Here is a 25257-nt window from a genome sequence, read left to right as displayed (position 1 = left end):
CTGACCTACTTACCGTAGCGGGTGAAGACATCCAGAAGCTCCTCAATCTTCTTCTGGCGATCCTCCGCCCGCCCGGAGGCCATCGCCTCGACGACGCACGATTCGATGTGACGGCCGAGCAGGATCTTGCGAACCTGCTCCAATGCGCCCTGGATAGCGGAGAGCTGGAGCAGGATATCGACGCAGTACTTCTCCTCCTCCACCATCCGCTGCACACCCTGCACCTGCCCCTCGATCCGACTCAGCCGAGCCAGCGCCTTTTGCCTCGTCTCCTCGTCCATCATCTCACCCCCAACACGGCCGTCGACTATCACTACCCTACCCTGGTAGAGTATATACCAGGCAGGGGATCCAGTCAAGACCGGGATTGAAAACCTTGACAACCCAACAGAAACGCCGGACAATCGCCCCAACCATATGCGAGGTTTTTCGGCGAGCTTGTATGGCCAGTCGACTCTTTGGTTGTCCAGACTCAAAGGGTCGCTGCTTTGTAAAGTTAGTCGATGCATGGATTGAAATACACCAAGAAGACCTGCTTGCGGACTGGGAACTGGCGGTTAATGGCAAGAAACCTTTTCCTATTCGAGGACTGGACCAATGAACATTGCAGAGATCGTTCCGAAAGAAAATTACATACTTTACATAAAGACCGATGATGGGCAAACCGGTCTATTTGATGTAACGCCTTATCTCGAATCAGAAGCCTTCAAGCCTCTGAAAGACAGAAGTGAGTTCGAGCGCATTCATAATGGGAGGTACTATATTGAGTGGGAGTGTGGGGCAGATCTTTCTGTTGATACCATTGAGGCACGGTGGAAGCCTGGGGCAATAGAAAACGCCCAACAAGACCGTCCATCAGGCGTTCATACCTTGTGAGGTGGCGTATGAAGCAGTTGACGCGCATTACCTTAGATCCTGAAGTCATGGGTGGCAAAGCGTGTATTCGGGGTTTGCGGGTCACGGTCGGGACGATCGTGGGACTACTGGCGGCCGGCCGGTCTCGCGAAGAGATCCTCAAGGCATACCCGTACCTCGAACCGGAAGACATTGACCAGGCGCTAGCCTACGCGGCGTGGCGAGTCGAGGAGCGGGAGGTTCCGCTGGCCGCCGGATGAGTGTGAACGTTCTGGTCGACATGAATCTGTCCCCTGACTGGGTGCCTGTATTGCAGCGCCACGGCTGGTCGGCAGTCCACTGGTCCACGATAGGCGATCCACGGGCCACCGACCGGACCATCATGGACTGGGCCGCAGCGAATGGCTACATCGTATTTACCCACGACTTGGATTTTGGCGCGTTGCTTGCCCTGACGCGTGCAACGGGTCCGAGCGTGCTTCAGATTCGTGTCGACGATGTGTTGCCTGACTATCTGGAAGGCGTGGTGATTGCCGCCCTCAAGCAACACGATGCTGACTTGGCTTCTGGGGCGCTTGTTGCTGTAGACGAGAGCAAATCTCGAGTGAGGGTCTTGCCAATATGAGCGGTGGTGCGGTCGCCACCCAACAACTCGCTGAAGCTGACGTCCAGACCCCACCGCGTTTTTAAGCAATTCCGAGATCTATCCGTTCGGTTGGGCCACAGCTTCACTCAAGCGTTCAACGGACGCCGGAAGTTGTGAAGGGGGTGTCGTGGTCGACTGTAGAGATCACTATAAGAGGGGTGCCCTATGAATCGTTGGCTCGGAGCGTATTCGGAGTTGTTGTATGCGGTAATGCGCCTGGTGATCGGCCTTCTGTTTGCTTGTCATGGAGCGCAGAAGCTTTTTGGTGTTCTGGGAGAGGTGAGTCAACCCTCCAACCCCTTGATGGTTACGGCGGGAATTATTGAGTTCGTTGGTGGTCTACTGGTAGCGCTGGGGTTGCGGGCGCGCTACCTTGCATTCATCGCAAGTGGGCAGATGGCGGTCGCGTACTTCATGGTACACGCACCTCTTGGCTTCTGGCCCATCCTGAATGCAGGTGAGATGGCTGTACTCTACTGCTTCGTGTTCCTGTTCATTGCCTCTAAGGGTTCTGGCGTTTGGAGTATCGATGAATTCATCGGCAAAAGAGCGCGAGCCCTCTAGGGTTCGTGCTCAGTGTGTCGAACCGCTTTACGACCAGGGGTCGAAGACCTCGTTGAGGGCGCTTTTTGAGGCGCCGGGTTTCACCCCACCTCCAATGACATAGATCCTGCCGCCGACCGCCGCAGCGCCGAGCCCATGCCGCGCCGTCGGCATTGGCGCCAGGGTTGTCCAGCGATCTGTACCCGCATCGTAGGCTTCAGTCTGGGCGAACGTTCCCGCAGACTCCTCTCCGCCAAAGACAAAGAGTCGGCCGCCCAGGGCTACGGCAGCAATACCACCCCTGGCCGTCGGCATCGGCCGCCTGTCGTCCCACCGATCAGTATCCGGATCGTAGACCTCGGTGACTGCCAGATTTTCACCCAGCATGGCCACCCCCGTTCCGACACGCCCACCGACCGCATACAGTTTCCCGTCCAATGCGGCCGCCGCCAGGTGATCGCGGGCCGTCGGCATCGGTGCCCGTTTACGCCAGGTATCGGTCACTGGATCGTACTCCTCGTTGACGTTGAGCACCCGGTCGGCCATCCCGCCAACGGCGTAGAGTTTGCCGTTGATCACGCCGACGGCCAACGCTCCTCGCGCAGTGGGCATCGGTCGTCGCGCCTCCCACCGATTGGTCGAGGGATCGTAGCGCCAAAGGTTGGCAACCGGCTGCCAGGGCCATGCCCGGCGATACCCGCCAACCACGTACAGCTTACCGTCTATGTCGACGGCGGCCACGTGATGAAGGGCTTGGGGAAGCGGCGCCCGATTCTCCCATCGGTCCAGCGCCGGATCGTACGCCTGAACAGCACCGGTCACGCCACCGATGAAGAACATCTTGAAGCCCCCGATCACATAAATCTTCCCATCAACCGCCGCTGCCGCCACCTCGGTGCGTTCCATCGGCATGGGGGCAACGGTACGCCAACTCCCCAGCCCCTCAGCCCGGACACCGAGCGCAATAAGGAGACAGGACACTGCAATCGCGCCTATCAGATATCTCACCCCTCGCTTCATCCGTCGTTCACCACACTAACCAGCTCTTTAAGCGTTCCTACACCCCAGTATTCATTGCTGTTTTTGTAGCTTTTCGGTCCTTCCCCACCCATTGACAATATACCGGCAGAGGGCTACATTAACAATGTTGTTTGGAATCGATATACGACAGGTATAACAAACGGTCGCAATCGTGATGACCCCATGTCAGTAACTGGGCGGCAACAACCTGCTTATCAAAAGGAGGTATCGTGCCATGGTGCCGACATATCAGAAGGTATTGGTAACCACTGATCTCTCACCTCTCGGAAACGGCGCGGTTCCCCATGCCTATGCGCTCCTAGGTGAACGGGGCGGCACTGTCATCCTCTGGTGCGCCGTTGACGTCTCAGGGATGCCGGACCCGCTCTACGCCCAGCCTACGCCCGGTGAAACCCTCGCTGAAGAGCGGGCGGAGATCCGGGACAATCTCTTCTCCTCACTGGAGGCGCTCGTACCCGAGGAGGTTCGCACAGAGGGAAAGATCAAAACGGAGGTACGGGTACTGGAGATTTCCGGGGCGGTCCATGACGCAATCTGCCAGGAGGCGGCGGCCAAGGAGGCTGATGTGATCGTCATGGCCTCCCACGGCTATTCCGGGGTAAAGCACCTGCTCCTCGGCTCAGTCGTAGAGCATGTGTTGCGGAACGCCGATCGACCCGTCCTCGTTGTCCGGACCAAGTAGTACGGAGATCGACTGAGGGTCTGGAGCGCCTAAGGATATAGACTGACCGACGGCCTGATCCCTGGCAGCCTACGCTATTATATAAGTCAAGCCGGATTGAGAAAAAGCCGGGCGCAGGACGCGCCCGGCTTTCTTTGCTGATATTAACTCACCTCGAAGCCGACTCACCGAAAGCGACGTTCTTCGACTTTTTTAATAGCCGCCTAGACCATCGCTTTTCGAACGCTCACCACAGGCGGCGGATCTCGCGAACCCGCCGACCATACACCGATATTGCCTATACTACCAGCCCATTATGATAGGTCCCGGTAATATAGTCGCAATATCGAGGATGAGCATCCAACTTTCGGTCTGCTAGGGATGTCTTGCGCTGATTTTATGAGTTCGTGTGACCCTGAAGCTCGCACATCTGCTGGAACCACTAGCTCATGAACGAGATAATCATAGCGACCGTCACAAAGATCAGCAGGCCACCAGCCGCAAGCCACAACAGTATTGTGTCGCCGCGATCCACTGAAATCCTCCCTTAGTTTGACTGGTTAGCGGTTAACTCTGATCGTTCGACAACGTTCACCACTCGTTACTTTCCGTGTCGTGTTTCGGCGATTCACCCTGCAATCGCCGGCAATCCGGAAAGGTTCGCGTGGTATGTGGCCGTCCGACCAGAGCAGTACAACTCCTCCCTGCAATTTCAGGCGCTGAACGGAAGCGTCGCCGCGTTAGCCTCCACATTCTTCCAGGAACCGATAACCGGCGTACTGTATAACCTTCTACCTTACCGCTCACCGTCTCGGATCTGCTCGGATTAAACTGCCACAGATTTGCTCTGTGCGAACGGTACGGGCGCCGATTACTCCGGTATGAGGGCCGGCAAATCATTCGGCAGGATTCAGCCAGCAGCCTTTCTTCGAACAGCGTCGGGATGTAATCTAGCCAAGCGGGATTCCATTGTCAAGCTAAAAATGAGCTCTCTGGAATCTTGCGCCTTGACCTCACCCGGTGGCTTTGATACAGTAGACCCGAGTTCACCGGGCATTTGCTTAAGGAGGCCCATGTCTACGGTAGAGTACGCTCTATGGGCAATTGTCGCCCTATTCTTCGTGTTGGTATGCGCCGCGATCCCCATGCTGTTTCAGCTTCGCCGTACCGCGAGGCAGACGGAGGATTTCCTGAGGGTCGTGGAGCTTGAACTGCGACCGTCGCTGGTGGAGCTGAAAGAGGTGATTCGGAACCTCAATCGCGCCTCGGATCAAGTAACCGGTGGGTTGGGAAAGATGGGCGGGACACTCGACGCGATTGCTGAAGCAGGGCAGACCGTGCGGGATGTGAATCAGTTGGTACAGCAGTTCGTCTATCCGAAGCTGATCGCCGGTGCCGCCTTTACGACCGGCCTTCGGGTCGGTCTCAAGACTCTCATCATCAGGCTCATAAAAAGGAGGTGACGAACATGAGTGAGGAACGGGGGTGTTCGCCTGCGTCTGTTGGCCTCGCGTTTATCATCGGCGGCGCGCTTGGAGCGAGCTTGGCTCTCCTGTTTGCCCCGGAGGGGGGCCGTAAGACCCGCACTCGCCTCAGGGACCTCGCGACAGACGTGAAGGATCGGAGTACGGATATCGTTGACGATGTGAAAGACCGGGTCGAAGATGCCATCGGGGCAGGGAGAGAAATTTTTGAAGAAAAGAAGGCCATTCTGACCGCCGCCTACCAGGCCGGTAAGGAGGCGATGGACAGAGAACGAGGTAAGCTCTTGGAGCGATGATCGCTACAACCACATCGCAACGGGCGTTCCCGGATCACCTGGGAACGCCCGTGTTATTTATTGGAACCGAGACTCGGACAGACGCGCCGGACGTATTGTGTTAGTACTCCTTCTTGACGGCCTGCATCACCTGATCGAACAGCCGACCGTTGGTTGAGATCGCGTTCCCCCCCCGAATGGTCGGTCTCCCCTTCCAATCCGTAAAGGTACCGCCCGCCTCGCGCAGAATTGGCAGCAGCGCCGCACAGTCCCAGATGCTCATCACCGGATCGAGCATCACCTCCGCCCGCCCTGTTGCCACCAGAATATGGCCGTAACAGTCGCCCCAGCTCCGGTACATCCCGGTGGCAGTGATCAGGTGGCGGAAGGCGGGTTCACGTCCATGCGGCTCAAAACCGGCGCCGTCGGTGTACACGAGCAACGCCTCCTTCAGATCATCCAGACCGGAGACCGACGCACGGCGCCCGTTCCAGAAACAGCCCATTCCCCTGGCGGCATAGACGATTTCGTTCAGCGCAGGGAAGTTGGCGACCCCAAGGACTACCTCCCCATCGACCTCTAATCCGAGCAGGACGCCGAAGAGCGGAACGCCGTGCAGAAAGGAGGCGGTGCCGTCGAGCGGGTCGATAATCCAGATCCGGTTGGAATCTCCCCGCTGCTCGCCGAACTCCTCCCCAAGAACTCCGTGGTCCGGATAGGTCTGCCGGATCAAGGTTCGGAGTCTCTCCTCGGCCTGACGGTCGGCCGCCGTCACAAAGGTCCGATCCGGTTTTCGCTCCGGCGTCAACGCAGTCTGGAAGTAGGTCATGATGATCTCGCCGGCCTGTGTCGCTGCACCGACGGCAAAGTCGAGGAGCCTCTGAAGTTCGTCGCCTGTGGGCATCCGCTTCCTCATGTCAGGTGGTCGGGGCCTTGGCCGTCGACATCGCCGGATGGGCCAGGCTTCGCAGCGCCTCAGCGATCAGCATCACGGCGAGCAGCAATAGACTGATGCTGACAACCCCATTCAAGATCGTCGTATTCAGGATGAGGCCCTCCTGCAGGATGACGGCATAGGCCCCCCTCGCCTGAATCACAAGAGACCAGATTGTCATGCTCATGACGAAGAGCATCGGCAGCGCGACAAACCAGGTCGGTCGAGACGACCGTTTCAACCAAACCGTAATCCCCAGAAGGGTCAGGGCCGCCAGCAGTTGATTGCCTGTTCCGAAGAGGGTCCAGAAGAGCCGATAGGCCCCCTCACCGGAGGTAGTGATCAGCATAAGGGGCAATACAATCGTCATCGCCGTCGCGAGTACCGCACCCCGCTTGCCGGACCAGTTGAACAGCTCTTGAATGATATAGCGGCTCAGGCGGGTGGCCACGTCCAGTGTATCGAAGACAAAGGTGGAAAAGGCCATAGCCCCAAAGGTCATCGCGAATTGAAGATGCTCCTTGCCGATGAGGATCGCAAGGAACCTGCCGATCCCATCCCCATAGATCTTTCCCGGCGCCATTCCCTGAAGCTGAGGCTGAGCCACGATCATGACGGTGGCCAGCGCGATAAAGGCCACAAACCCTTCCAGCAGCATCGCACCGTACCCTACCGGCCGGCAGTGGGCCTCTTTCTCGATCTGCTTTGACGTGGTCCCCGAGCAGACCAGGCCGTGAAAGCCGGAACAGGCGCCGCAGGCGATGGTGACAAACAGAAACGGAAACAGCGCCCCGGTCATACCCGGCGCGTGCCAGGTCTTAAACGACTCCTGCTGGACCTCAAATCCGCCAAAGAAGATCCCGATGAGGCCGACAAAGAGGGTGAGATACAGGATGAACCCGCCCAGGTATCCCCGCGGCTGGAGAAGGAGCCACATCGGCAGGAGGGAGGCCGCGAAGCAGTAAAGCAAAATCAGCACCCCCCACATCTTCACGTCCAGGATCAGGAGGGTCGAAATCTTTGTACCGAACCAGACAACGCCCAAGGTCGCCGGGACAAAGATGAGTGTCTGCAGCCACAGTGGCGGGTTGAAGCGCCACTGCACTAATCCCATCAGAACGGCGAGGAGCAGGTACATGATGCTCGCCGCAGCAACCGCCCCGCCCGGATTAAAGGCGAAGACCTCCCCCTCAAACTCTTCCGTTTTGCCGACGAAGGTGCTCGCCGTGATATCGGTAAAGGCCACGATCACATAGATCAGGGCCAGCCAGATGAAGAGCATCATGATGAGCCAGCCCCGCGGCCCAAGATGCACACGGACGATCTCGGCAATGGACCGGGCGCCGTGTTTGACCGACGCTACCAGACTGGAGAAGTCGTGAACTGCCCCGATAAAGATCGTCCCCAGGCCGATCCAGAGCAGGCACGGAAGCCATCCGAACATCTGGGCGGCCATGATCGGACCGGCGATAGGACCCGCCGCAGCAATGGCGCTGAAGTGCTGGCCAAGCAGGTAGAACGGTTTAGTGGGGACATAGTCGACCCCGTCGTTGATCTCACACGCCGGGGTCTGACGCGTATCATCCAGACCGTACTGCCCGGCCACAAATCGGCTGTAGAGCCGATACCCCACACCGATTCCTACCAGCAGAATGACCGCGAGTAACGGCAGGCTCATACGTCGCCGATCCTTTTCAGTCGATGCTCAACACGCGTCAACAACGATCAGTCCTCCTCTACCAGGACAAACTCTTCCTTTGGCGCACCGCAGTTCGGACAGTGCGCCGGCGGCCGGTCGTCCTGTTGGTGGTGGCCGCAGATGAGGCACTTCCAGACGATGGTCATGGGGTACCGCTGCCTCGCGATCATTTCGTCAGGTACGTGGAGAGCATGACCCACACTCTCGCACCATATTATCACTACGATAGGTCCCGGACAATGCGTGACCCAGATCGACGAGGCTTCGACAGCATTGGATCAATATGATAGACTACACCCACTGTTATCAGGAGGAGCGATGGAAATCGACGCCATACGCGAGGTCGCACTGCGCGCTGCGAAGGAGGCCGGGGCGATCCTTCGCCAGGGGTTAGAACAACAGCGAACCATCGAGTTCAAGGGGGTGAAGAACCTCGTGACCGATATGGATCGCCGTTCAGAGGAAACCATTGCCGACCTGGTGCGGCAGGCGCTGCCGCACCACAATGTCCTCTGTGAGGAGGGGACCAGACTCCAGGGCGATTCCGGATATCGGTGGTACGTCGACCCGCTGGACGGGACGACCAATTACGCCCACGGTTACCCCTGTTACTCAGTATCGATCGGGGTGGAACAAGACGGAGAGTTGATCTTCGGGATCGTATATGATCCGAGCCAGGAGGAGCTGTTTATGGCCGAGCGAGGCGGAGGCGCGTTTCTCAACGGAAAGCGTTTACAGGTCTCAACCATCGCCGGCCTGCCTGACGCGCTGCTGGCTACCGGGTTTCCCAACGATGTCGCAGGTGCCGAGCACAATAACCTGGATCAGTTCGTGAAGTTTATGACACGCGCGCAGGGCGTCCGTCGCCCCGGTTCAGCCGCCCTTGACCTCTGCTATGTGGCCGCCGGTCGATTTGACGGCTTCTGGGAGCTGAAGCTGTATCCGTGGGACATGGCGGCAGGCATTCTGATGGTCACCGAGGCGGGCGGCCGGGTGACCGACCTTCACGGTGGGCCGCATCGCCTGTCTAACCCCCAAATCGTAGCCAGCAACGGCCTGCTCCATGCCGAGATGCTCCGCGTCCTGGCCATGGAACGCTGATCCTGCCGCTTGCCATTCGTTGACCTCTCTATCTTCTTGTGACGCATACCCCCATCGATCAGCGCATCAAGGGGTTGCGTCTCACAACTGACGGTAGATTGACCCGCCTTGGACGTTGACAAGCCTATGCTGGTGTTCTACAGTGATCGAGGTGGACGGAAGGTCCACTTTATCTTTTTCGGGAGCAAACAAAAATCGAAGGAGCGAGACGTTTGTCCATCTACCGCTGCATTCGGGTTCGACGTGTCGTATTCGCGGCACTCGCGGCTGTCGGATGCCTCGCTATCCGGACCGATGCCTGGGCGGAAAAAACCCAGACCGAAGGCCCCGGTCTCAGCCCCGAGGAACAGATCGTGATCTCGGTCTATAAACATGCCAGCCCCGGCGTCGTTCATATCACCAGTACTGCGCTAGCCTACGATGTCTTCTTCAATCCGATACCTCAGAAGGGAGCCGGTTCGGGTGTCGTAGTCGACGACCGAGGCTACATTCTGACCAATAACCATGTGGTGGAGGAGGCCGACAGCCTGGAGGTCACACTACCCGACAAAAGTAAGGTTCCCGCCAAGTTGATCGGCCGCGATCCGAGTAACGATCTGGCCGTCATCAAGATCTCCGTCCCAAAGGAGAAGCTGTTTCCGTTGAAGATGGGCAACAGCGATGCCTTGCAGGTGGGGCAGATGGCTATCGCGATCGGTAATCCGTTCGGCCTGGATCGAACAGTAACGCGTGGCGTCGTGAGTTCGGTGGGCCGGACGTTGCGTTCGGAGAGCGGTCGGCAGATCCGAGGTGTTATCCAGACCGATGCGCCGATTAATCCCGGTAATTCGGGCGGACCGCTGCTGAATTCGAGGGGCGAGGTGATCGGCATCAACAGTGCGATCTATACGCCAAGCGGCGGGTCGGTCGGAATCGGGTTTGCCGTCCCGGTGAATACGGCGAAACGGTTGCTCCCTCAGTTGATCGCCAAGGGGCGGGTCAGCCATCCCTGGTTGGGGATCGCCGGTCTGGACATCACGCCGGAACTGGCCGACGCCCTGAAGCTGCCGGTTCGAGAAGGCATCGTGGTGGTACAGGTCGCTCCTAAAGGCCCTGTTCAGCGCGCGGGTATCAAGGGGGCGATAAGACGGGTACGGGTCGGCAATGTGGTGGTAGGTGTAGGGGGAGACATCATTGTCGCGGTCGAGGGTCGGAAGGTCACATCGATAGACGATCTGACGGCGTTTCTGGACGCGGAGCGGAAGGCGGGAGACCAGATCAGGATCGAAGTGCTTAGGGGCGGTAAGTCGCTCACCGTATCGGTTCGCCTGGGAGAGTTGCCTGAGGCATGAGGCGTCCGCTGCTGCTTGGTCTCTTACTGAGTGTCATGTGGGTCTGTAACGCCTCGGCCCTTCAAAGGGGCAGTGTCGTTATCGACGATCGGGTGACGATTACTGTTGAGGTGGCGCGGACCAGGCGCGAGCAGGCCAAAGGGCTTGCGGGTCGATCATCGCTTCCAAAGGGTGAAGGGATGCTCTTTCCCTTTGATGCGGCGGAACACCGGACATTCTGGATGAAAGGGATGTTGATTCCACTCGACATTGTATGGATCAGGGAGGGGGAGGTTGTCGCCATTCACGCGAATATTCCTCCGCCGCGCCCGCACGAAACGCCTGCCGTTATCAGTCACCTCGCCGATCTTGTGTTGGAGGTGCCTGCAGGCTTTACTCAAGAAATGGATATTCGCGCGGGTCAGACAGTCCGCGTCAGATACGATGAATCGACTCGTTAGCGCATGATGGAGGTGCTGGTGCGACAGAGAGGACGCCTGTGGAGGCGGGACGCGACAGCGGCCTGGATCGTGCTGTCCCTCCTGCTGTTTGAGGGTCTGGCTGAGGCGCAGATGGCCGCCAGAGTGAAAGAGTCGACGCTCGAAAACGGGCTGAAAATCCTGTTACTTGAAGAGCATAAGGCGCCTGTGGTCACCATCCATGTCTGGTATCGGGTCGGCGCGCGCAACGAGCAGCCCGGCACTACCGGTCTGTCCCACCTGTTGGAACATATGATGTTCAAGGGGACCTCCAATGTGGGTCCGGGGCAGTTTTCGAGGATCATCAGAAAGAACGGCGGTCGGGATAACGCCTTTACCAGCGATGACTACACCGGCTATTTCGAGACCTTTGCATCGGACCGGATCGAACTGGCCCTGAAACTCGAGGCTGATCGGATGCGGGGCCTGTTGATCGATCCAAAAGAGGCGGAATCGGAGAAGAAGGTCGTTATGGAAGAACGCCGTCTGCGCACCGACGACGATCCGGTCTCCGCCTTAAGGGAGGCGATGGCGGCGGCGGCGTTCCAGGCCCATCCCTACCGACAGCCGGTCATCGGCTGGATGACCGATATCGAAGGGATCACGAGGGACGATCTGGTACGGTACTACAACACCTACTACGTACCGAACAACGCGGTGCTGGTCGTCGTCGGTGATTTCAACAGCGATGAACTGCTTCCCAAGATCCGGCAGTATTTTGGCTCGATTCCGCGGGGCGTCGATCCGCCGGTCGTCCGTGCTGTGGAGCCGGCGCAACGGGGAGAGCGTCGGGTCTTTCTGAAGAAGGAGGCGGAGCTACCGTTTGTGTTCATGGGGTATCACGTCCCGAATCTGAAACATCCCGACAACTTCGCGCTCGAGGTGCTGGCCTATATCCTGTCCGGCGGCAAGAGTGCCAGAATCTACAAGAGCCTGGTATACGAGCAACAACTTGCCCTTTTTGCCGGTGGAGGATACCACCGGGAGAGCATCGATCCCAACCTGTTTCCGTTATACGCCAGCGTAATGCCCGGAAAAACGGCCGAAGAGGTTGAGCGGGCGCTGACGGCAGAGATCGAGCGGCTGAAGAACGAGTCTGTTCCGGATCGGGAGTTACAGAAGGCAAAGAATCAGATTGAAGCCGACTTTCTGCTCGGACAGGATTCGGTCTTCAATCTGGCCAGGCGGCTGGCTGAGTATGAAATTGTCGCCGGCTGGCGCGCCTGGGACGCGTACCTCCCGGGTATCCGCGCCGTGACGGCGGCGGATCTGCAACGGGCGGCAAAAACCTACCTGACGCCGGACAACCGCACCGTTGGGATCCTGATTCCGGAAAAGATCAAGAAGTAGCGGCGCACAAGGTGCAAGGTCATGTAGGGGCGCTGCTTGCTGCGCCCAGTGCGAGGTGCAACTGAGATGATTCGTCGGTACAGTAAGGCTGGAGCGGTCGGTCTTCTACTGCTTCTGCTGCTGCCCGTTGTCGCGACCGCGGCCCCATTGGCCGAGCGGCAGGTTCTGGACAATGGGTTGACCCTGCTGATCAGGAGCAGCCGCGCGCTGCCGATCGTCACGATTAAGGTGACGGTACAGGCGGGCTCACTCTGGGAGCCGGAGACGCGCGCCGGGCTGGCCGATCTGACAGCCCTTCTGCTCACAAGGGGTACGACGAGCCGAACGGCCGCCCAGATCGACGAGTCGGTCGACTTTATCGGCGCCTCCCTGTCGTCATCCGCCGGCCGGGACTCCAGCGAGGTGGATCTGACCGTCTTGAAAAAAGATCTACCGAAGGGACTGGAATTGCTGTCGGACATCCTGCTGCACCCGGTCTTCGAACAGGGGGAGATCGTCAGGAAGGTGCAAGAGCTCAGGGCGGCGTTGCGAAAGCGGCAGGAGGACCCCGGCGAGGTGGCGGAGGAGGAGTTCAACCGGCTGGTCTTTGGGAGTCATCCATACGGCCGCCCACTGGAGGGAACCGATGCCTCCCTCGCGGCGATCACCCGGGATGATATTCTGGGGTTTTATCGCGATCACTACACGCCGGAGCGGACCTCGATCACCATCGTGGGCGACGTTGATCGCGATGAGATCACCGACCGGATCCGCAGATCGCTCGGTTCGTGGACAAGAGGTAAGGCGTCGGTCGAGCGAGCGACGGTGCCCACGCCGCTTCAGGAGAGGATCGTTGTCAAAAAGATCGATCGACGTGTGACACAGGCCAGTATTGTCCTCGGCCATCAAGGTATCCGGCGAGACAACCCTGATTTCTACGCACTCACCGTGATGAACTATATTCTTGGCGGGGGCGGGTTTTCCTCCCGCCTGGTAGAGCGAATCCGCGAAAAGAACGGCTGGGCCTATGATGTCAGCTCCCAATTCTCTCCCGGTCTGGAGCCGGGCGCCTTTCAGGTGGTGCTGCAGACCAAGAACGAAACAGCCGGCCCGGCCGTACGGGAGGTGGTACGGGAGCTTCAGCGGATCCGGGAGCAGGGGGTGAGCGATCAGGAGCTGGCGGATGCCAAGGCCTACCTTATCGGAAGCTTTCCCATGCGGCTCGACACCAACGCGAAGCTGGCCGGGTTGATTTCAACGGTCGAGTATTATAAATTAGGATTGGACTACGCAGACCGGTACCGAACGCTGATTGAGGGCGTCAGTAAAGAGGATATCCTACGGGTCGCGCGTACCTATCTCAAGCCGGAGGGTTACGTTCTGGTCGTTGTCGCAGACCAGGCTAAGGCAGCGCTCTCCGAGTAGAGCAGGGTAAGGCGAGAGGCTGCTGATGTCGGAGACTGGCGAGGCTTTAACTATTTGGATGGCCCTTGGGGCCGGGATCCTCTCTTTTATCTCGCCCTGTGTACTGCCCCTCTTTCCCTCGTACCTCTCGTTTGTAACCGGCCTCTCCTTCAGCGAGCTGTCGGGCCCGGTAGCGAATGTCAAAACGCGACGGGCGATCATCCTGAACGCCCTCTGCTTCATCCTCGGTTTCTCGATGGTCTTTATGTCCTTGGGCGCCTCCTTCAGCCTGCTGGGTCGGCTGCTGTTTGACTACCAACAGGTGCTGAAGAAGGTCGGAGGCGTACTGGTGATCCTCTTCGGTCTCTATATCGCCGGCCTCCTGAAGCTCCCCTTTCTCGCAAAGACTATCCGATTCGAGCTGCAGGATCGACCGGCCGGGTACCTGGGCGCCTTTATCGTGGGAATAACCTTTGCGGCCGGCTGGACGCCCTGCGTCGGGCCGATCCTGGGCTCCATCCTGCTGTATGCGAGCACGGCCAAGACGGCGTCTACGGGTATCCTGATGCTGGGCGCCTACTCGCTTGGCCTTGCCATCCCGTTCTTTTTGAGCGCACTGGCCCTCAACCGTTTTCTCGACTACTTCGACCGCTTTAAACGACTCATGCCGATTGTAAACGCGGTCAGTGGGATCTTCCTGGTTGTCGTCGGCAGCCTCCTGCTGACGAACTACTTCACGATCCTCTCAGCCTACGCGCTGCGGCTCACGCCGCAATGGCTCTGGCAGCGACTCTAAGAAAGGCGAGCTGGCCCCACCCGCAGGGCTGTAGTATCGGGCCCTATGAGGATTAGGCCACCGGCAAGGGCGGTCTTTGGCGCTCTAGGCCCTGGTGAAATTCCGTTGACAACTCTGCGAGCTGGCAGGAAAATCCGGCATATCGTCAGGCTTCTTGGGTCGATGCCATATAAACCAGCATAATCGTAGTTAGGCGTAACGGAGTACCTTGCGCAGCTCGTCAACGAGCGTCGCTCTCTTCACTTGCGGTCCGACGCCGTCGCCGTCCACAAGGTTGCAAGGGAGCTCGAGGACCGGGATCCGTCGGACCCACTCTTGGTCCCGCTCAAAGGCCTCTCGGCTGATACTCGAAAGACGGTCCTTCCGGCTGACCCGTACTCGGAGGAAGGATTAATCTACCGGACCATCAACTACAGAAACGAGGTCGTCCATCGCAACACCAATCCCTTTCACTTCGTACTGAACGCGGGTCCGAAGATCGCGTTCCTTTGGCTCGACCCGCGGGATCGGAGCCGCGGACAGTCCACCCGCCCCGTGGATGTGGACCTCTCGAGCATGTTCGCAGTGATCGACCAACGATGTCGGATCGTTCTGGCGATCCTAAGGTAGCTCAACGTCTTCAGGCCAGGTATCAATCTGGGCAGCAACGAGAGCTGGCTAACTTCACGATGGACTGGTCTGTCATCGTGCGCGTTAGCCCGCGTCGGGTTCGCGCCTTCCGCTGCAAGAGGGGCTTGACAGGTTGTATATACAGTAGTATATGTTGGTATGCGGTTCACCTGGGACCGGCGTAAGAGCGACGCGAACTATCGGGAGCGCGGATTCGACTTCGAGTTTGCCTCGCTCATCTTTGACGGTCTCATTGTCATGGTGGAGGACACTCGTCGTGACTATGGCGAACGACGGTTTGTGGCAATCGGTTCGGCAGATGGCCTCCACCTTACGGTCGTGTTTACGGATCGTATCGGGGTGAAGGGCGAAATCGCGCGTCGGATCATCTCGGCGCGACAGAGTAACCGGCGGGAGCGGAATCTATATGATCAGGCCATCCAGCAAGAATAGGCGACCGAGCAGGGGTCGAGCAAATCTGGCGCGTCTCAGGCGTGTGAGTGACGCCGAGATCGCTCGGACGGCACCACCAGAACTCGCTGACCTTCCGGACGATTTCTGGACTGAACCTACGCTCGTACTGCCTGTGACCAAGCGGGCCATCTCGTTGCGGGTAGATGAAGATGTGCTGAACTGGTTCAGGGCCTCCGGCCCACGTTACCAGTCGCGCATGAATGCGGTCTTGCGCAGCTACATGGCCTACGTACGACGGCACAGAGGTGGGGAAGGTACAGCAGCTTGACGGTTATTGGAGAAGCTGGTTGAAGTTTAGCAAGCTCGTCAGATTACCGGAACAGAATCGAGAAGTTCTCATCCACAAGGAAAAGAGATTGGCCGTAGCGTAATTTTCTTGCTATTTTTGCCTCACATACCCGTTGCCGGTGAACCAGCGAACCGCTTTGTCTAGCACCCGCTCGATCGGTGATTGTATCGGGCGCTTCGCCTCACGCCGCAATGGCTCTGGCAGCGGCTATAGGGCCTTCCGTACAACGGCCCATGTCCCGAGGGCCTTGGCGATCAATCGACCCGACTGATCGATGACCTCCGCCTCTCCGACCAGGAGGCGCTGACCTTCACGGAGCAGCCGTCCTCTCGCGACCAGAACCCCACGCTCAGCCGGGGCAAGGAAATTGATCTTCAGTTCGGCCGTGACGGCCCGCCCGCCGTGACCAAGGGCGAAGATCACCGCCGCGCCGATGGCGTGATCAACAAGGCTGCAGATCACGCCGCCGTGGACCAGCCCCAGACCGTTCAGAACCGCCTCCGTCACCTCCAGCCGAACCTCCGCCCCTCCTTCGGTCCGGGTCGTCTGGAGTCCCAGGTCCTCAACAAAACCCATCGGCCCCTCTCCGTTTGTGCTCCTCAGTCCCCCTCAAGCTCTACCCTCTTTACGCGATACCCTACACCCTGTTCTCTTATCGCTTCACATACCCGTTGTCGGTGAACCATCGAACCGCCGCTTCAAGCGCCTGCTCGATCGGCGATTGCGGCAGCCCCAGTTCCCGTACCGCCTTGGAGGCGTCAAAGAACATCCGTCGCTTGGCCATCTTCACCCCCTCCAATGGGATGCGCGGCGGCTTCCTGGTCACACTGGACAGCCAGTGATTCGCATAGGCCAGCGGGACGATCAACCGGTATGGCAGACGGACACTGGGCGGCGGGAGCTTCGTCATCCGGCCCAGGACGGTGAAGAGTTCCTGGAGCGTCAGGTTGCTGTGGCCGAGGATATACCGTTCGCCGATCCGACCCCGCTCGGCGGCCAGCAGGTGGCCTCGGGCCACATCGTCGACGTCGATGAAATTCAGGCCGGTGTCGACATAGGCCGGCATGCGGCGGTTGAGGAAATCGACGATGATCCGGCCTGTCGGTGTCGGTTTGATGTCGCGCGGCCCGACCGGTGTGCTCGGGTTAACGATCACGACCGGCAGTCCGCGGCGTGCGGCCCCTCGCGCCTCCTCTTCGGCCAGGAACTTCGATCGCTTGTAGTGGCCGATCATCTGAACGAGGTTCGCCGGCGTCTCTTCGTCGGCGGGGTTGCCATTGTCCTGATGGCCGAGTGCGCCGACGGTGCTGGTGTAGACGACCCGCTCAACCCCTTCCTCCAGGGCGGCCTCCAGGAGGTTGCGGGTGCCGTCCACATTCACCCGGTAAAAGACCTCCGGTGAGGGCTCCCACAGCGAGTAGTGGGCCCCGACGTGGTAGAGTCGTCGGCACCCTTTGCACGCCCGCCGCAGTGATTCCTTATCCAGCAGGTCGCCGAAGGCGAGGTCGACATCGAGGCCGTCGAGGTTGTGCAGGTCGCTGCCGCGTCGCGCCAGCGCCCGGACGGTATGGCCTTCCGACAACAGCAGTCGGACCACGGCGGCACCGACGAAGCCGGTCCCGCCCGTAACAAGCGTCAACATGCCTGAATCATACGTGAACGGGCGATCTGAGGCAAGGACTGAAGGATATGCCGGGCGTGAGGTGCGCGGTGCGGGATACAGAATCAGGGCTCAGGAATTGGGCATGGGGTTAGAAAATTTACGTGCCCTGCTTTTCCTAGACCCTACACCCTAAACCCTATACCCTGTTTTATGAGGTGATCGCCTGGGAGAGCGATTCGATCTGTCGCCGGAAGGCCTCATCGGTTGTGAGCTTTTGCTTGATCTTTTCGCAGGAGTGGATGACCGTTGTATGGTCCTTCCCGCCGAACGCCTCGCCGATGACCGGCAACGAGGAGGCGGTCAGCGTCCGACCGAGGTACATCGCGACCTGGCGCGGCAAGACCACACCCCAGTTTCGATCCTTCGATTTCAGATCTTCGACCTTGACGCGATAAAAGTCGGCGACCGCCTGCTGGATGGCGGCCAGTGTAATGACCTTGGCCCGCTCTGCATTCAGGTCCTTCAGGGTCTCCTGGGCGAGTTCCAAAGTGATATCGCGACCGGTCATCGAGGCGTAGGCGATGAGACGGACCAATGAGCCTTCCAGTTCCCGAATATTCGACTGTACGTTCTTCGCGATAAAGAGTGAGACATCGTCAGGCAGCCGCACACCCTCCGCCTGCGCCTTCTTTCGGATGATGGCGGCCTTGGTCTCAAGGTCGGGCGGTTGGATGTCGGCGATCAGCCCCCACTCGAACCTGGAGCGCAGCCGCTCCTCCAGTGTGGGAATCTCGCGCGGCAGGCTGTCGGAAGAGATCACAATCTGTTTCGAGGAGTCGTACAATTCATTGAAGGTATGGAAGAACTCCTCCTGGGTCCGCTCCTTGCCGGCGATAAACTGGATATCGTCGATAAGCAGCAGGTCCAGGCTGCGGTAGCGGCTGCGGAACTCGCCGGTGGAATCGAAGCGGATGGAATTGATCAGGTCGTTCGTAAACTTCTCCGATGAGACGTAGGAGAGCCTGAGTCGGTTGTTGCGTTTGAGGACCAGGTGGCCGATGGCATGGAGCAGATGGGTCTTCCCCAAACCCACCCCGCCATAAATAAAGAGCGGGTTGTACGCCTTTGAGAGCTGCTCAGCCACGGCCAGGCAACCGGCGTGGGCGAATTGGCTGGAGCTGCCGACCACGAAGTTCTCGAAGGTGTACTTCGGATTCAGGTTTGCGGCTTCGTGCCGGTATCGCTTGACTGGGCGCCTCGCCGCAGGCTCAGGCTTGACGGTGGGCTCGGCCTGTCCCGAGGGCTCGGCTATGCGGAGGATCACGTCGACACCTGTAAACATCAGATCGGTGAAGACCGACTTGAGCACGTCCAGATAATGATCTTCGAACCACTCCTTAAAAAACTGGTTCGGGAGCCGGACCGTGACGCACGAGTCTTCCAGTGATTCCAGGGCCAGTGGGCGGAACCAATTGTCGTAGCTTTGGCGTGTGACCTTTCCCTGGATGGTCGCAAGGGCCTCATTCCAGATATCATTTGCCTTTACGGGTGAATTGGCCAGACTCGACTTCGCGCCTTGTCCAACGTTTTCCACAGGAAGCCTCCTTATCTAACCCGTTGAATATACGATGAAATCCTGCTATCATTCCCAGCGAATCGCTATCGGACGCGGTTTCTATTATCCACAGATTTATCCACAGATGTGGATAAGCCGCAAGTGGCTGTCCCGCCTCATAAAGGGGGCGATCATCCCTGGTGAGGGGCTGATTCGACAAACAGGGTCGCTGTGGAAAACCGTTTTTCATGTGTCGGTACCGACAGTGCGTTGTTGAAGAGGTGTCTCTTTTAGCCCACCCCCATCACGGCTGTCAAGTCATTTTTGAGCTTGGGAAAATAATCTTTTGTATGGCGTATAACTCCGTATTCATAATAGGTTACACGAATGATGCATATGTCCTAGCCGTCGGCTGATAGGCGGGCATAGCGCGATGCGACAGAGGGTTTACGCACGCGATCTATCACAGACGGCCGCTGCGTTGACAGCCGGAAGGGGGACATGGTAACGTGCCTGGAGTTATACGCGGTGAGCGGGTAGTGGCAGGTGTCTACCCGCTGAACGATGCCATGTGAAAGGCGGTGGGAGAGTGAAAAAGGCCGAACCATCGATCTACGAGGAGTTTCGCCGCACCCATTCTCGATCGGAGGCGCTATTCCGACGGGCGAAGACGACGATTGCGGGAGGTCTGACGCACGATATTCGCCACCTCCATCCGTTTCCCATCTATGTCGATCGGGCCGGCGGCTCCAGGAAGTGGGACGTCGACGGTCACGAGTTGATCGACTACTGGATGGGACACGGGGCGCTCATCCTTGGCCATGGCTATCCGACTGTCCAACAGGCCGTGGCTGAACAGCTTGGCCGCGGCACCCACTACGGCGCGTGTCATGAGCTGGAGATTCGGTGGGCCGAGCAGGTGCTGAAGATGATCCCGGGGATCGACAGGGTCCGCTTTGTCGGCTCAGGGACGGAGGCGACGCTGCTCGCGATTCGGCTTGCCCGGGCCGCAACCGGTCGAGACAAGATCATCAAGTTCGAGGGGCATTTTCACGGATGGCACGACGCTGCGGCGGTCGCGATCCGTCCGCCATTCGACCGGCCGGTCTCCGCAGGTGTCCCACGAGGCATTCGCGACGATATCCTCATCTGTCCGCCGAACAACTGGGATGCGTTCATGACGCTCGTTTCGGACAGAGACGATATCGCCGGCGCGATCCTGGAGCCGGCCGGCGGCAGTTGCGGGACCATCCCCACCGATCACGGCTTCCTGCAACAGCTCCGTGATGTGACTCGCGCCCACGGGATCGTCCTCATCTTCGACGAGGTGATCACAGGATTCCGGTTGGCCCCAGGCGGCGCGCAGCAGCGGTATGGCATCCATGCAGACCTGACCACGCTGGCTAAGATCCTGGCCGGGGGGCTCCCAGGGGGCGCCGTGGTCGGTGCCGCCCCCCTGATGGACCAGTTGGCCTTCAGGGAGGATCAGACCTGGAATCGGGAAGAGCGGGTGTGGCACGCCGGGACCTTCAACGCGAATCCGCTTTCAGCGGCGGCCGGCGTGGCGACGCTCCCGCTCCTGGCCGACGGCCAAGTCCAGGGTAGCGCCGATCGCGCCGGCCGGGTACTACGGAACGGCATCAACGAAGTCATCACACGCCTCGGCGTAGACGCCTGCGTCTATGGTGAATCATCAATCGTCAATCTCTTCCTCCAGCCTCGTCGTCATGCCCTTGTTCTCGACCGACCCGACTCTCCAGTCGATCATCGCCTCCTCATGGACCATCCGAACCAGGAGGCGTATCACCGGATGCGGTGCGCGCTGATCCTGCACGGTGTCGATTTTCCCCTCTTTCATGGGTGGGTCTCGGCAGCCCACTCGGATGCGGATCTGGAGCAGACCATCCGGGCCTTCGAGGCTGCGTTCCGTCTGATGCGGGACGAAGGCGCAGTATAGCGCCGGCACACCGTGGACTCGGAACGCCTGATACGTCGGCTGGCCGGAATTGTCGGGACCGAGCATGTCTTGGTCGCCGAGTCGTGCGCCCTATATACCGTCGATGACCGGATTCCCACCGCGGTCGTCTTTCCTGGGGACGAGCAGCAGCTCTCCGGCATCATGAAACTGGCGTCGTCTGAGCGGCTGTCGGTGGCGCCGTGGGGGGGCGGAACGACGGTCGGCCTCGGAGGGATTCCTGCGAGGGTCGATCTGGCGGTTGTGCTCACGCGGCTGAACCGGATCATCGATCACGAACCTGGCGATCTGACGGCGACCTTTCAGGCTGGGATTCTGCTGTGCGAGGCCCAGGCGTCCCTTTCCCGGAGCGGTCAGTTTCTGCCCCTCGATCCGGCCGGCTGCGAGCGGGCCACGATCGGAGGCATCCTTGCCACGAATTCGAGCGGTTCGTGGCGGCACCGGTATGGGGCCGCCCGCGACCTGGTTATCGGGATTCGCATCGTCCACGCCGACGGCACCATCACAAAGGGCGGCGCAAAGGTGGTCAAGAACGTCAGCGGCTACGATATGAATAAACTCTATGTCGGCTCGCTGGGGACCCTCGGCATCATTCTCGAGGCCACCGTCAAGCTCTACCCGTTGCCGGCCGTCGAGCACACCTGGATCGCGCTGTTCCCCACAGGCGACGCGGCAGCCTGCGCCCTCACTCAACTCCTCCACTCGACCGTCGTCTGCACCAGGATCGAGCTCCTCTCGTCGGTTGCGGCCCAGCCGCTCGGTCGACAGATATCTTGCGACGTTCCGGTGGGGGCCGTCATGGTTGCGGTGTCGGTGGGGAGCGTCCCGGAGGCGGTCGATGCGCAGATCACGGCTATTCAGGCGCTCTGCGATCAAGCGGGGGCCTCGACGGGGTTCCTCGTTGAGGGGCACGCGCACGTCGCCCTGTGGCAGATGGTTCGGGATTTCCCGTCGGCGAACGGCAACGGTCCGAATTGGGTGATACTGAAGGCAAGCGTCCTGCCGACAGACGTGATCGAGACGATCCGGTATGCGGAGACGACCGCTTACAACCTCGGCCTGGAGTCGGCGGCAATCGCCGAGGCCGGCTGCGGGATCGTTCGGCTGTATTGGACGGGCGCGCCGGGTCCGGCAGCCGGGGATCCGATCTCTATCGCAAAAGGGGTCGAAGATTTTCGCAGCTGGGTCGTACGCCACGGTGGAAGTCTGGTGATCCTGTCGGCGCCACCGGCCATTAAGGCCGTCGTCGACGTATGGGGTCCGGTCGGCAACGCCCTGTCCCTCATGCGGGAATTGAAGCGCCAGTTCGATCCCCAAGGGCTGCTCAATCACGGTCGTTTCGTGGGTAAGATCTAGGGTGGAGGGTGTAGGAGGTGGGGGGTAGTAAGAGGATAGAACGCATGGATAAGCAACGGATTATCCAAGCGCTGGCAGCCATCGTGGGCCGCAAATGGGTGATCGCGGACCCGGACGAGTTAAGCGTCTACGAGTGTGACGGGATGACATTCCTGGAGAAGGCAAAGCCCGACGTGGTGGTTCTCCCCAACAGTACGGAGCAGGTGGTCGAGGTGGTGAAACTGTGCGACAGGGAGCAGCTTCCCTTCCTGCCGCGTGGGGCGGGGACCGGGCTGTCCGGCGGCGCCATTGCTGCCCAGGGAGGAATCATTATCGGGCTGAACCGCATGAACCGGATCCTGGAGATCGATCTGGCGAATCAGCGCGCAGTGGTCGAACCTGGTCTGGTGAACATTGCCCTGACCCAGGCGGTTGCCGATCGCGGCCACTACTTCGCGCCGGATCCGGCCAGCCAGATTGCCTCAACCATCGGCGGGAATGTCGCGGAAAACGCCGGAGGCCCCCACTGCCTGAAGTACGGGACGACGACGATACATATCCTCGGTCTTGAGCTGGTCCTGCCGTCAGGAGAGGTTGTCCAGCTTGGCGGAAGGACCCTGGACTGCCCCGGTTACGATCTCACCGGTCTCTTTACCGGCTCCGAAGGGACCCTGGGAATTGCGACGAAGGTCATTGTTCGCCTCCTGCCCCGCGCGGAGGCCGTGAAAACTCTGCTGGCCTCCTTCCCCACCGTTGACGCGGCCAGTGAGGTCGTGTCGGAAACCATCGCCGCAGGCATCATCCCTGCGGCGATGGAGATGATGGATCGCCACATCATCAGGGCGCTTGAAGCGTGGCTGCAGATCGGCTACCCTGAGGGCGCCGGCGCGGTGCTGCTGATCGAGCTGGATGGGCCGGCTGCGGAGATCGAGGCCCAGGCTGAGCAGATTAAGCGCATCTGTGTGCGGCGCGGCGCCCTGGACCTTCGACTCGCCAAAGATGAGCAGGAGCGGGCCCTGCTCTGGAGGGGACGGAAGGGCGCGGTGGCGGCCATCGGCCGGATTACCCATGAATTCTATCTGCAGGACGGCGTCGTCCCACGAACCAGGCTCCCCCAGGTACTCAGGGAGGTTGAGGCGATCGCGGAGCGACATGTGTGCGTCATTGCAAATGTCTTCCACGCAGGCGACGGCAACCTCCATCCCCTGATCTGCTTCGATTCACGCCGAGAGGGCGAATTGCAGCGGGCGCTTGCGGCCGGGTCGGAGATCATGAGGCTCTGCCTGGCCGTCGGCGGTAGCATTACGGGGGAGCACGGCATCGGGATGGAAAAGATTGACTTTATCCCGCTGATGTACAGTCCTGACGATGTGGATGCGATGCGGCGGGTTCGGACGGCCTTTGACGGCTCTTCACGGTGTAACCCCGGTAAACTCCTGCCCACCCCCAGGTCGTGCGGTGAAACCAACATCTCCTATCGACCACATCGTATTGAACGGGAGGGTCTGACGCAGCGCTACTGAAAGAAATAGGGTAGAGGGTGCGGGGTATAGGGTTTAGAGAACAACCCATGCCTTGTAAACCCATACCCTACACCCCATACCCCCTACACCCTTTCTTCACTTCAGGTAACCGAACGGCCTGGTCATACGTACTTATGATGGACAGCCAAAAAGGTCAGGAGGCTGCAGAGAGATGGCAAGAGGCTTCCACGCGAGAAGCCCGGCTCATCCGGCAGGCGCAAGAGGGTGATCAGTACGCCTTCGAAGCCCTGCTCAAACTGTACGATCGGCATGTTTTTGCCATCATCGGCAGCTTTTTGCGGCGCAAACAGGACGTGGAAGACCTAGCGCAAGAGGTGTTTCTGAAGGCGTACCTGGCGATCCCGCGGTTTCGGGTGGGGGCGCCGTTTGGGCCATGGTTGCGCCGGATTACGGTCAACACCTGTTACGATTACCTGCGGAGGGCCCGTCGGCACCCCGAGGTCGCCTTTACCGATCTGGGGGAGGCCGAGCGTGATGTGATGCAGATCCTGACCGAAAAGGGCTATCCGTCAATCGGGCGCCAGGATCGCGATCAGGTGGCCGCCAGGGATCTTGCCGAACGGATACTGGCCGACCTGACCCCAAAGGACAGACTGGTCATTACATTACGGGAGGTTCACGGACTTGACATTGTGGAGATTGCCGACGCCCTGGGGTGCTCCAGAGCGGCGGTGAAGGTCCGATTGTGGCGGGCGCGCCGGGCCATGCAGATAGGGCTTCAGTATCTGATCCGCGAGGGAGATGAGGCGCATCGTAAAGGAGGGACAGATGACCTGTCGGGAGGTTGAGCGACTGTTAAAGGGGGAAGGACGAGACGGTCCACCCCAAACGGACGACAGGGCGCTGACGGCGCACCTGGAGAGCTGCCATCGGTGCGGCCAGGCGCTGAAGGTTGCCGCGCTGTCGGCGGCGTTGTTTCAGAGCTTGCGTGAAGAGCGCGAGCCCGAGCCCACCTTCTATCCGCGTCTGCGAGCGCGACTGGCAGAGATGGAGGCCGGTCGGCCCGACATGGGCCTGCTTCAGGCCTTGGGATTGGCGAGGCGACTCATTCCGGCGCTGGCCGTGGGGGTCCTGCTGCTCGCCGGTGTGACGCTCTCCGTAGGCCGGTCGCGCTCGTTGCTTCCGGTTCAAATCCATGGCGGAACAGAGGTGTACGCCTTCTCCCTGGAGGAGGTGAACCTGCCGGGGGTGGTCGGAGAGCCCAGTCGAGACCAGATGCTCGCGTTTGTGCTCGGACAGGATGACGTGCGAGGGTCCGGATCCGTACGGATCCCGGACCACCTGCCGACACAATCGAGGTCAGACAGGTAGGACGA

28 protein-coding genes are annotated in these 25257 nt (G+C 59.7%); 21 read left to right on the top strand and 7 right to left on the bottom strand.

The window, feature by feature from the left end; all coding sequences use genetic code 11:
* Positions 1-5: 5 nt before the first annotated feature.
* Entirely contained in the window at positions 6-284 is a 279-nt protein-coding gene (locus tag C3F12_04975; protein ID PWB47329.1) for a transcriptional regulator, read from the bottom strand.
* A gap of 313 nt (positions 285-597) precedes the next feature.
* Here C3F12_04975 and C3F12_04970 point away from each other — a divergent pair, with 313 nt between their 5' ends.
* From C3F12_04970 to C3F12_04955, 4 genes are all read left to right on the top strand, one after another.
* Entirely contained in the window at positions 598-876 is a 279-nt protein-coding gene (locus tag C3F12_04970; protein ID PWB47328.1) for a DUF2442 domain-containing protein, read from the top strand.
* Positions 877-884: 8 nt separating this feature from the next.
* The gene (locus tag C3F12_04965; protein PWB47327.1) at positions 885-1115 is read left to right on the top strand and encodes a hypothetical protein; all 231 of its coding nucleotides are present in this window, start codon (positions 885-887) and stop codon (positions 1113-1115) included.
* A gap of 2 nt (positions 1116-1117) precedes the next feature.
* Positions 1118-1480 carry a hypothetical protein gene (locus tag C3F12_04960; protein ID PWB47597.1) on the top strand — a complete coding sequence of 121 codons (363 nt, stop codon included), beginning with the start codon at positions 1118-1120 and terminating at the stop codon, positions 1478-1480.
* Between the two features lie 186 nt (positions 1481-1666).
* Entirely contained in the window at positions 1667-2065 is a 399-nt protein-coding gene (locus C3F12_04955; protein PWB47326.1) for a hypothetical protein, read from the top strand.
* A gap of 27 nt (positions 2066-2092) precedes the next feature.
* On the opposite strand, the gene C3F12_04950 is transcribed toward C3F12_04955, so the two are convergent.
* On the bottom strand, positions 2093-3064 hold the full coding sequence (locus tag C3F12_04950; protein PWB47325.1) for a galactose oxidase: 972 nt from the start codon (positions 3062-3064) through the stop codon (positions 2093-2095).
* 235 nt (positions 3065-3299) lie between these two features.
* Here C3F12_04950 and C3F12_04945 point away from each other — a divergent pair, with 235 nt between their 5' ends.
* The 3 genes from C3F12_04945 (at position 3300) to C3F12_04935 (ending at position 5526) form a co-directional block, all read left to right on the top strand.
* Positions 3300-3767, top strand: coding sequence for a universal stress protein (locus C3F12_04945; GenBank protein PWB47324.1), 468 nt, complete (start codon positions 3300-3302; stop codon positions 3765-3767).
* Between the two features lie 860 nt (positions 3768-4627).
* The gene (locus tag C3F12_04940; GenBank protein PWB47323.1) at positions 4628-5209 is read left to right on the top strand and encodes a hypothetical protein; all 582 of its coding nucleotides are present in this window, start codon (positions 4628-4630) and stop codon (positions 5207-5209) included.
* A gap of 5 nt (positions 5210-5214) precedes the next feature.
* On the top strand, positions 5215-5526 hold the full coding sequence (locus tag C3F12_04935) for a hypothetical protein (protein ID PWB47322.1): 312 nt from the start codon (positions 5215-5217) through the stop codon (positions 5524-5526).
* Positions 5527-5626: 100 nt separating this feature from the next.
* On the opposite strand, the gene hisN is transcribed toward C3F12_04935, so the two are convergent.
* Together hisN and C3F12_04925 are read right to left on the bottom strand one after the other, a co-directional pair.
* On the bottom strand, positions 5627-6409 hold the full coding sequence (gene hisN, locus C3F12_04930; protein ID PWB47321.1) for a histidinol-phosphatase: 783 nt from the start codon (positions 6407-6409) through the stop codon (positions 5627-5629).
* Positions 6410-6422: 13 nt separating this feature from the next.
* On the bottom strand, positions 6423-8117 hold the full coding sequence (locus tag C3F12_04925; GenBank protein ID PWB47320.1) for a carbon starvation protein A: 1695 nt from the start codon (positions 8115-8117) through the stop codon (positions 6423-6425).
* Positions 8118-8456: 339 nt separating this feature from the next.
* On the opposite strand from C3F12_04925, the gene C3F12_04920 reads away from it, so the two are divergent.
* The 9 genes from C3F12_04920 to C3F12_04880 all read left to right on the top strand — a co-directional run bounded on the left by C3F12_04920 (position 8457) and on the right by C3F12_04880 (position 15908).
* Entirely contained in the window at positions 8457-9239 is a 783-nt protein-coding gene (locus C3F12_04920) for an inositol monophosphatase (protein ID PWB47319.1), read from the top strand.
* A 212-nt stretch (positions 9240-9451) separates the two neighbouring features.
* Complete coding sequence (locus C3F12_04915) at positions 9452-10570, top strand: 2-alkenal reductase (GenBank protein PWB47318.1); 1119 nt, start codon at positions 9452-9454, stop codon at positions 10568-10570.
* Positions 10567-11010 (top strand): hypothetical protein, encoded by a 444-nt coding sequence (locus C3F12_04910; protein PWB47317.1) that lies wholly within the window; start codon positions 10567-10569, stop codon positions 11008-11010. The genes C3F12_04915 and C3F12_04910 overlap by 4 nt, the downstream gene beginning before the upstream one ends.
* A gap of 84 nt (positions 11011-11094) precedes the next feature.
* Complete coding sequence (locus tag C3F12_04905) at positions 11095-12378, top strand: insulinase family protein (protein ID PWB47596.1); 1284 nt, start codon at positions 11095-11097, stop codon at positions 12376-12378.
* A 66-nt stretch (positions 12379-12444) separates the two neighbouring features.
* Positions 12445-13782, top strand: coding sequence for a hypothetical protein (locus tag C3F12_04900; protein ID PWB47316.1), 1338 nt, complete (start codon positions 12445-12447; stop codon positions 13780-13782).
* Between the two features lie 25 nt (positions 13783-13807).
* A complete protein-coding gene (locus C3F12_04895) occupies positions 13808-14557 on the top strand; it encodes a cytochrome C biogenesis protein (protein PWB47315.1) in 750 nt (249 codons plus the stop codon).
* Positions 14558-14800: 243 nt separating this feature from the next.
* Positions 14801-15166 (top strand): hypothetical protein, encoded by a 366-nt coding sequence (locus tag C3F12_04890; GenBank protein ID PWB47314.1) that lies wholly within the window; start codon positions 14801-14803, stop codon positions 15164-15166.
* Positions 15167-15325: 159 nt separating this feature from the next.
* Entirely contained in the window at positions 15326-15619 is a 294-nt protein-coding gene (locus C3F12_04885) for a BrnT family toxin (GenBank protein PWB47313.1), read from the top strand.
* Entirely contained in the window at positions 15594-15908 is a 315-nt protein-coding gene (locus C3F12_04880) for a 3-oxoacyl-ACP synthase (GenBank protein ID PWB47312.1), read from the top strand. The genes C3F12_04885 and C3F12_04880 overlap by 26 nt, the downstream gene beginning before the upstream one ends.
* Before the next feature lie 228 nt (positions 15909-16136).
* Here the strand turns inward: C3F12_04880 and C3F12_04875 are convergent, their stop codons facing one another.
* The 3 genes from C3F12_04875 to C3F12_04865 form a co-directional block, all read right to left on the bottom strand.
* Positions 16137-16505, bottom strand: a complete 369-nt coding sequence (locus tag C3F12_04875; GenBank protein ID PWB47311.1) for an esterase — start codon at positions 16503-16505, stop codon at positions 16137-16139.
* A gap of 76 nt (positions 16506-16581) precedes the next feature.
* Complete coding sequence (locus C3F12_04870; protein PWB47310.1) at positions 16582-17571, bottom strand: NAD-dependent dehydratase; 990 nt, start codon at positions 17569-17571, stop codon at positions 16582-16584.
* 169 nt (positions 17572-17740) lie between these two features.
* Positions 17741-19126, bottom strand: a complete 1386-nt coding sequence (locus tag C3F12_04865; GenBank protein ID PWB47309.1) for a chromosomal replication initiator protein DnaA — start codon at positions 19124-19126, stop codon at positions 17741-17743.
* Positions 19127-19658: 532 nt separating this feature from the next.
* On the opposite strand from C3F12_04865, the gene C3F12_04860 reads away from it, so the two are divergent.
* Genes C3F12_04860 through C3F12_04840 form a run of 5 tightly spaced genes read left to right on the top strand, consistent with a single transcriptional unit; the run spans position 19659 to position 25252 of the window.
* A complete protein-coding gene (locus C3F12_04860) occupies positions 19659-21044 on the top strand; it encodes an aspartate aminotransferase family protein (GenBank protein PWB47308.1) in 1386 nt (461 codons plus the stop codon).
* Between the two features lie 12 nt (positions 21045-21056).
* Positions 21057-22418 (top strand): hypothetical protein, encoded by a 1362-nt coding sequence (locus tag C3F12_04855; GenBank protein PWB47307.1) that lies wholly within the window; start codon positions 21057-21059, stop codon positions 22416-22418.
* A gap of 44 nt (positions 22419-22462) precedes the next feature.
* Positions 22463-23920 carry an FAD-binding oxidoreductase gene (locus tag C3F12_04850; protein ID PWB47306.1) on the top strand — a complete coding sequence of 486 codons (1458 nt, stop codon included), beginning with the start codon at positions 22463-22465 and terminating at the stop codon, positions 23918-23920.
* A 47-nt stretch (positions 23921-23967) separates the two neighbouring features.
* Complete coding sequence (locus C3F12_04845) at positions 23968-24729, top strand: hypothetical protein (protein ID PWB47305.1); 762 nt, start codon at positions 23968-23970, stop codon at positions 24727-24729.
* Positions 24710-25252 carry a hypothetical protein gene (locus C3F12_04840; GenBank protein ID PWB47304.1) on the top strand — a complete coding sequence of 181 codons (543 nt, stop codon included), beginning with the start codon at positions 24710-24712 and terminating at the stop codon, positions 25250-25252. The genes C3F12_04845 and C3F12_04840 overlap by 20 nt, the downstream gene beginning before the upstream one ends.
* Positions 25253-25257 lie beyond the last annotated feature (5 nt).

This window comes from Candidatus Methylomirabilota bacterium (assembly GCA_003104975.1).
GTDB lineage: Bacteria > Methylomirabilota > Methylomirabilia > Methylomirabilales > Methylomirabilaceae > Methylomirabilis.
This window is presented reverse-complemented; position numbering and strand designations above follow the sequence as displayed.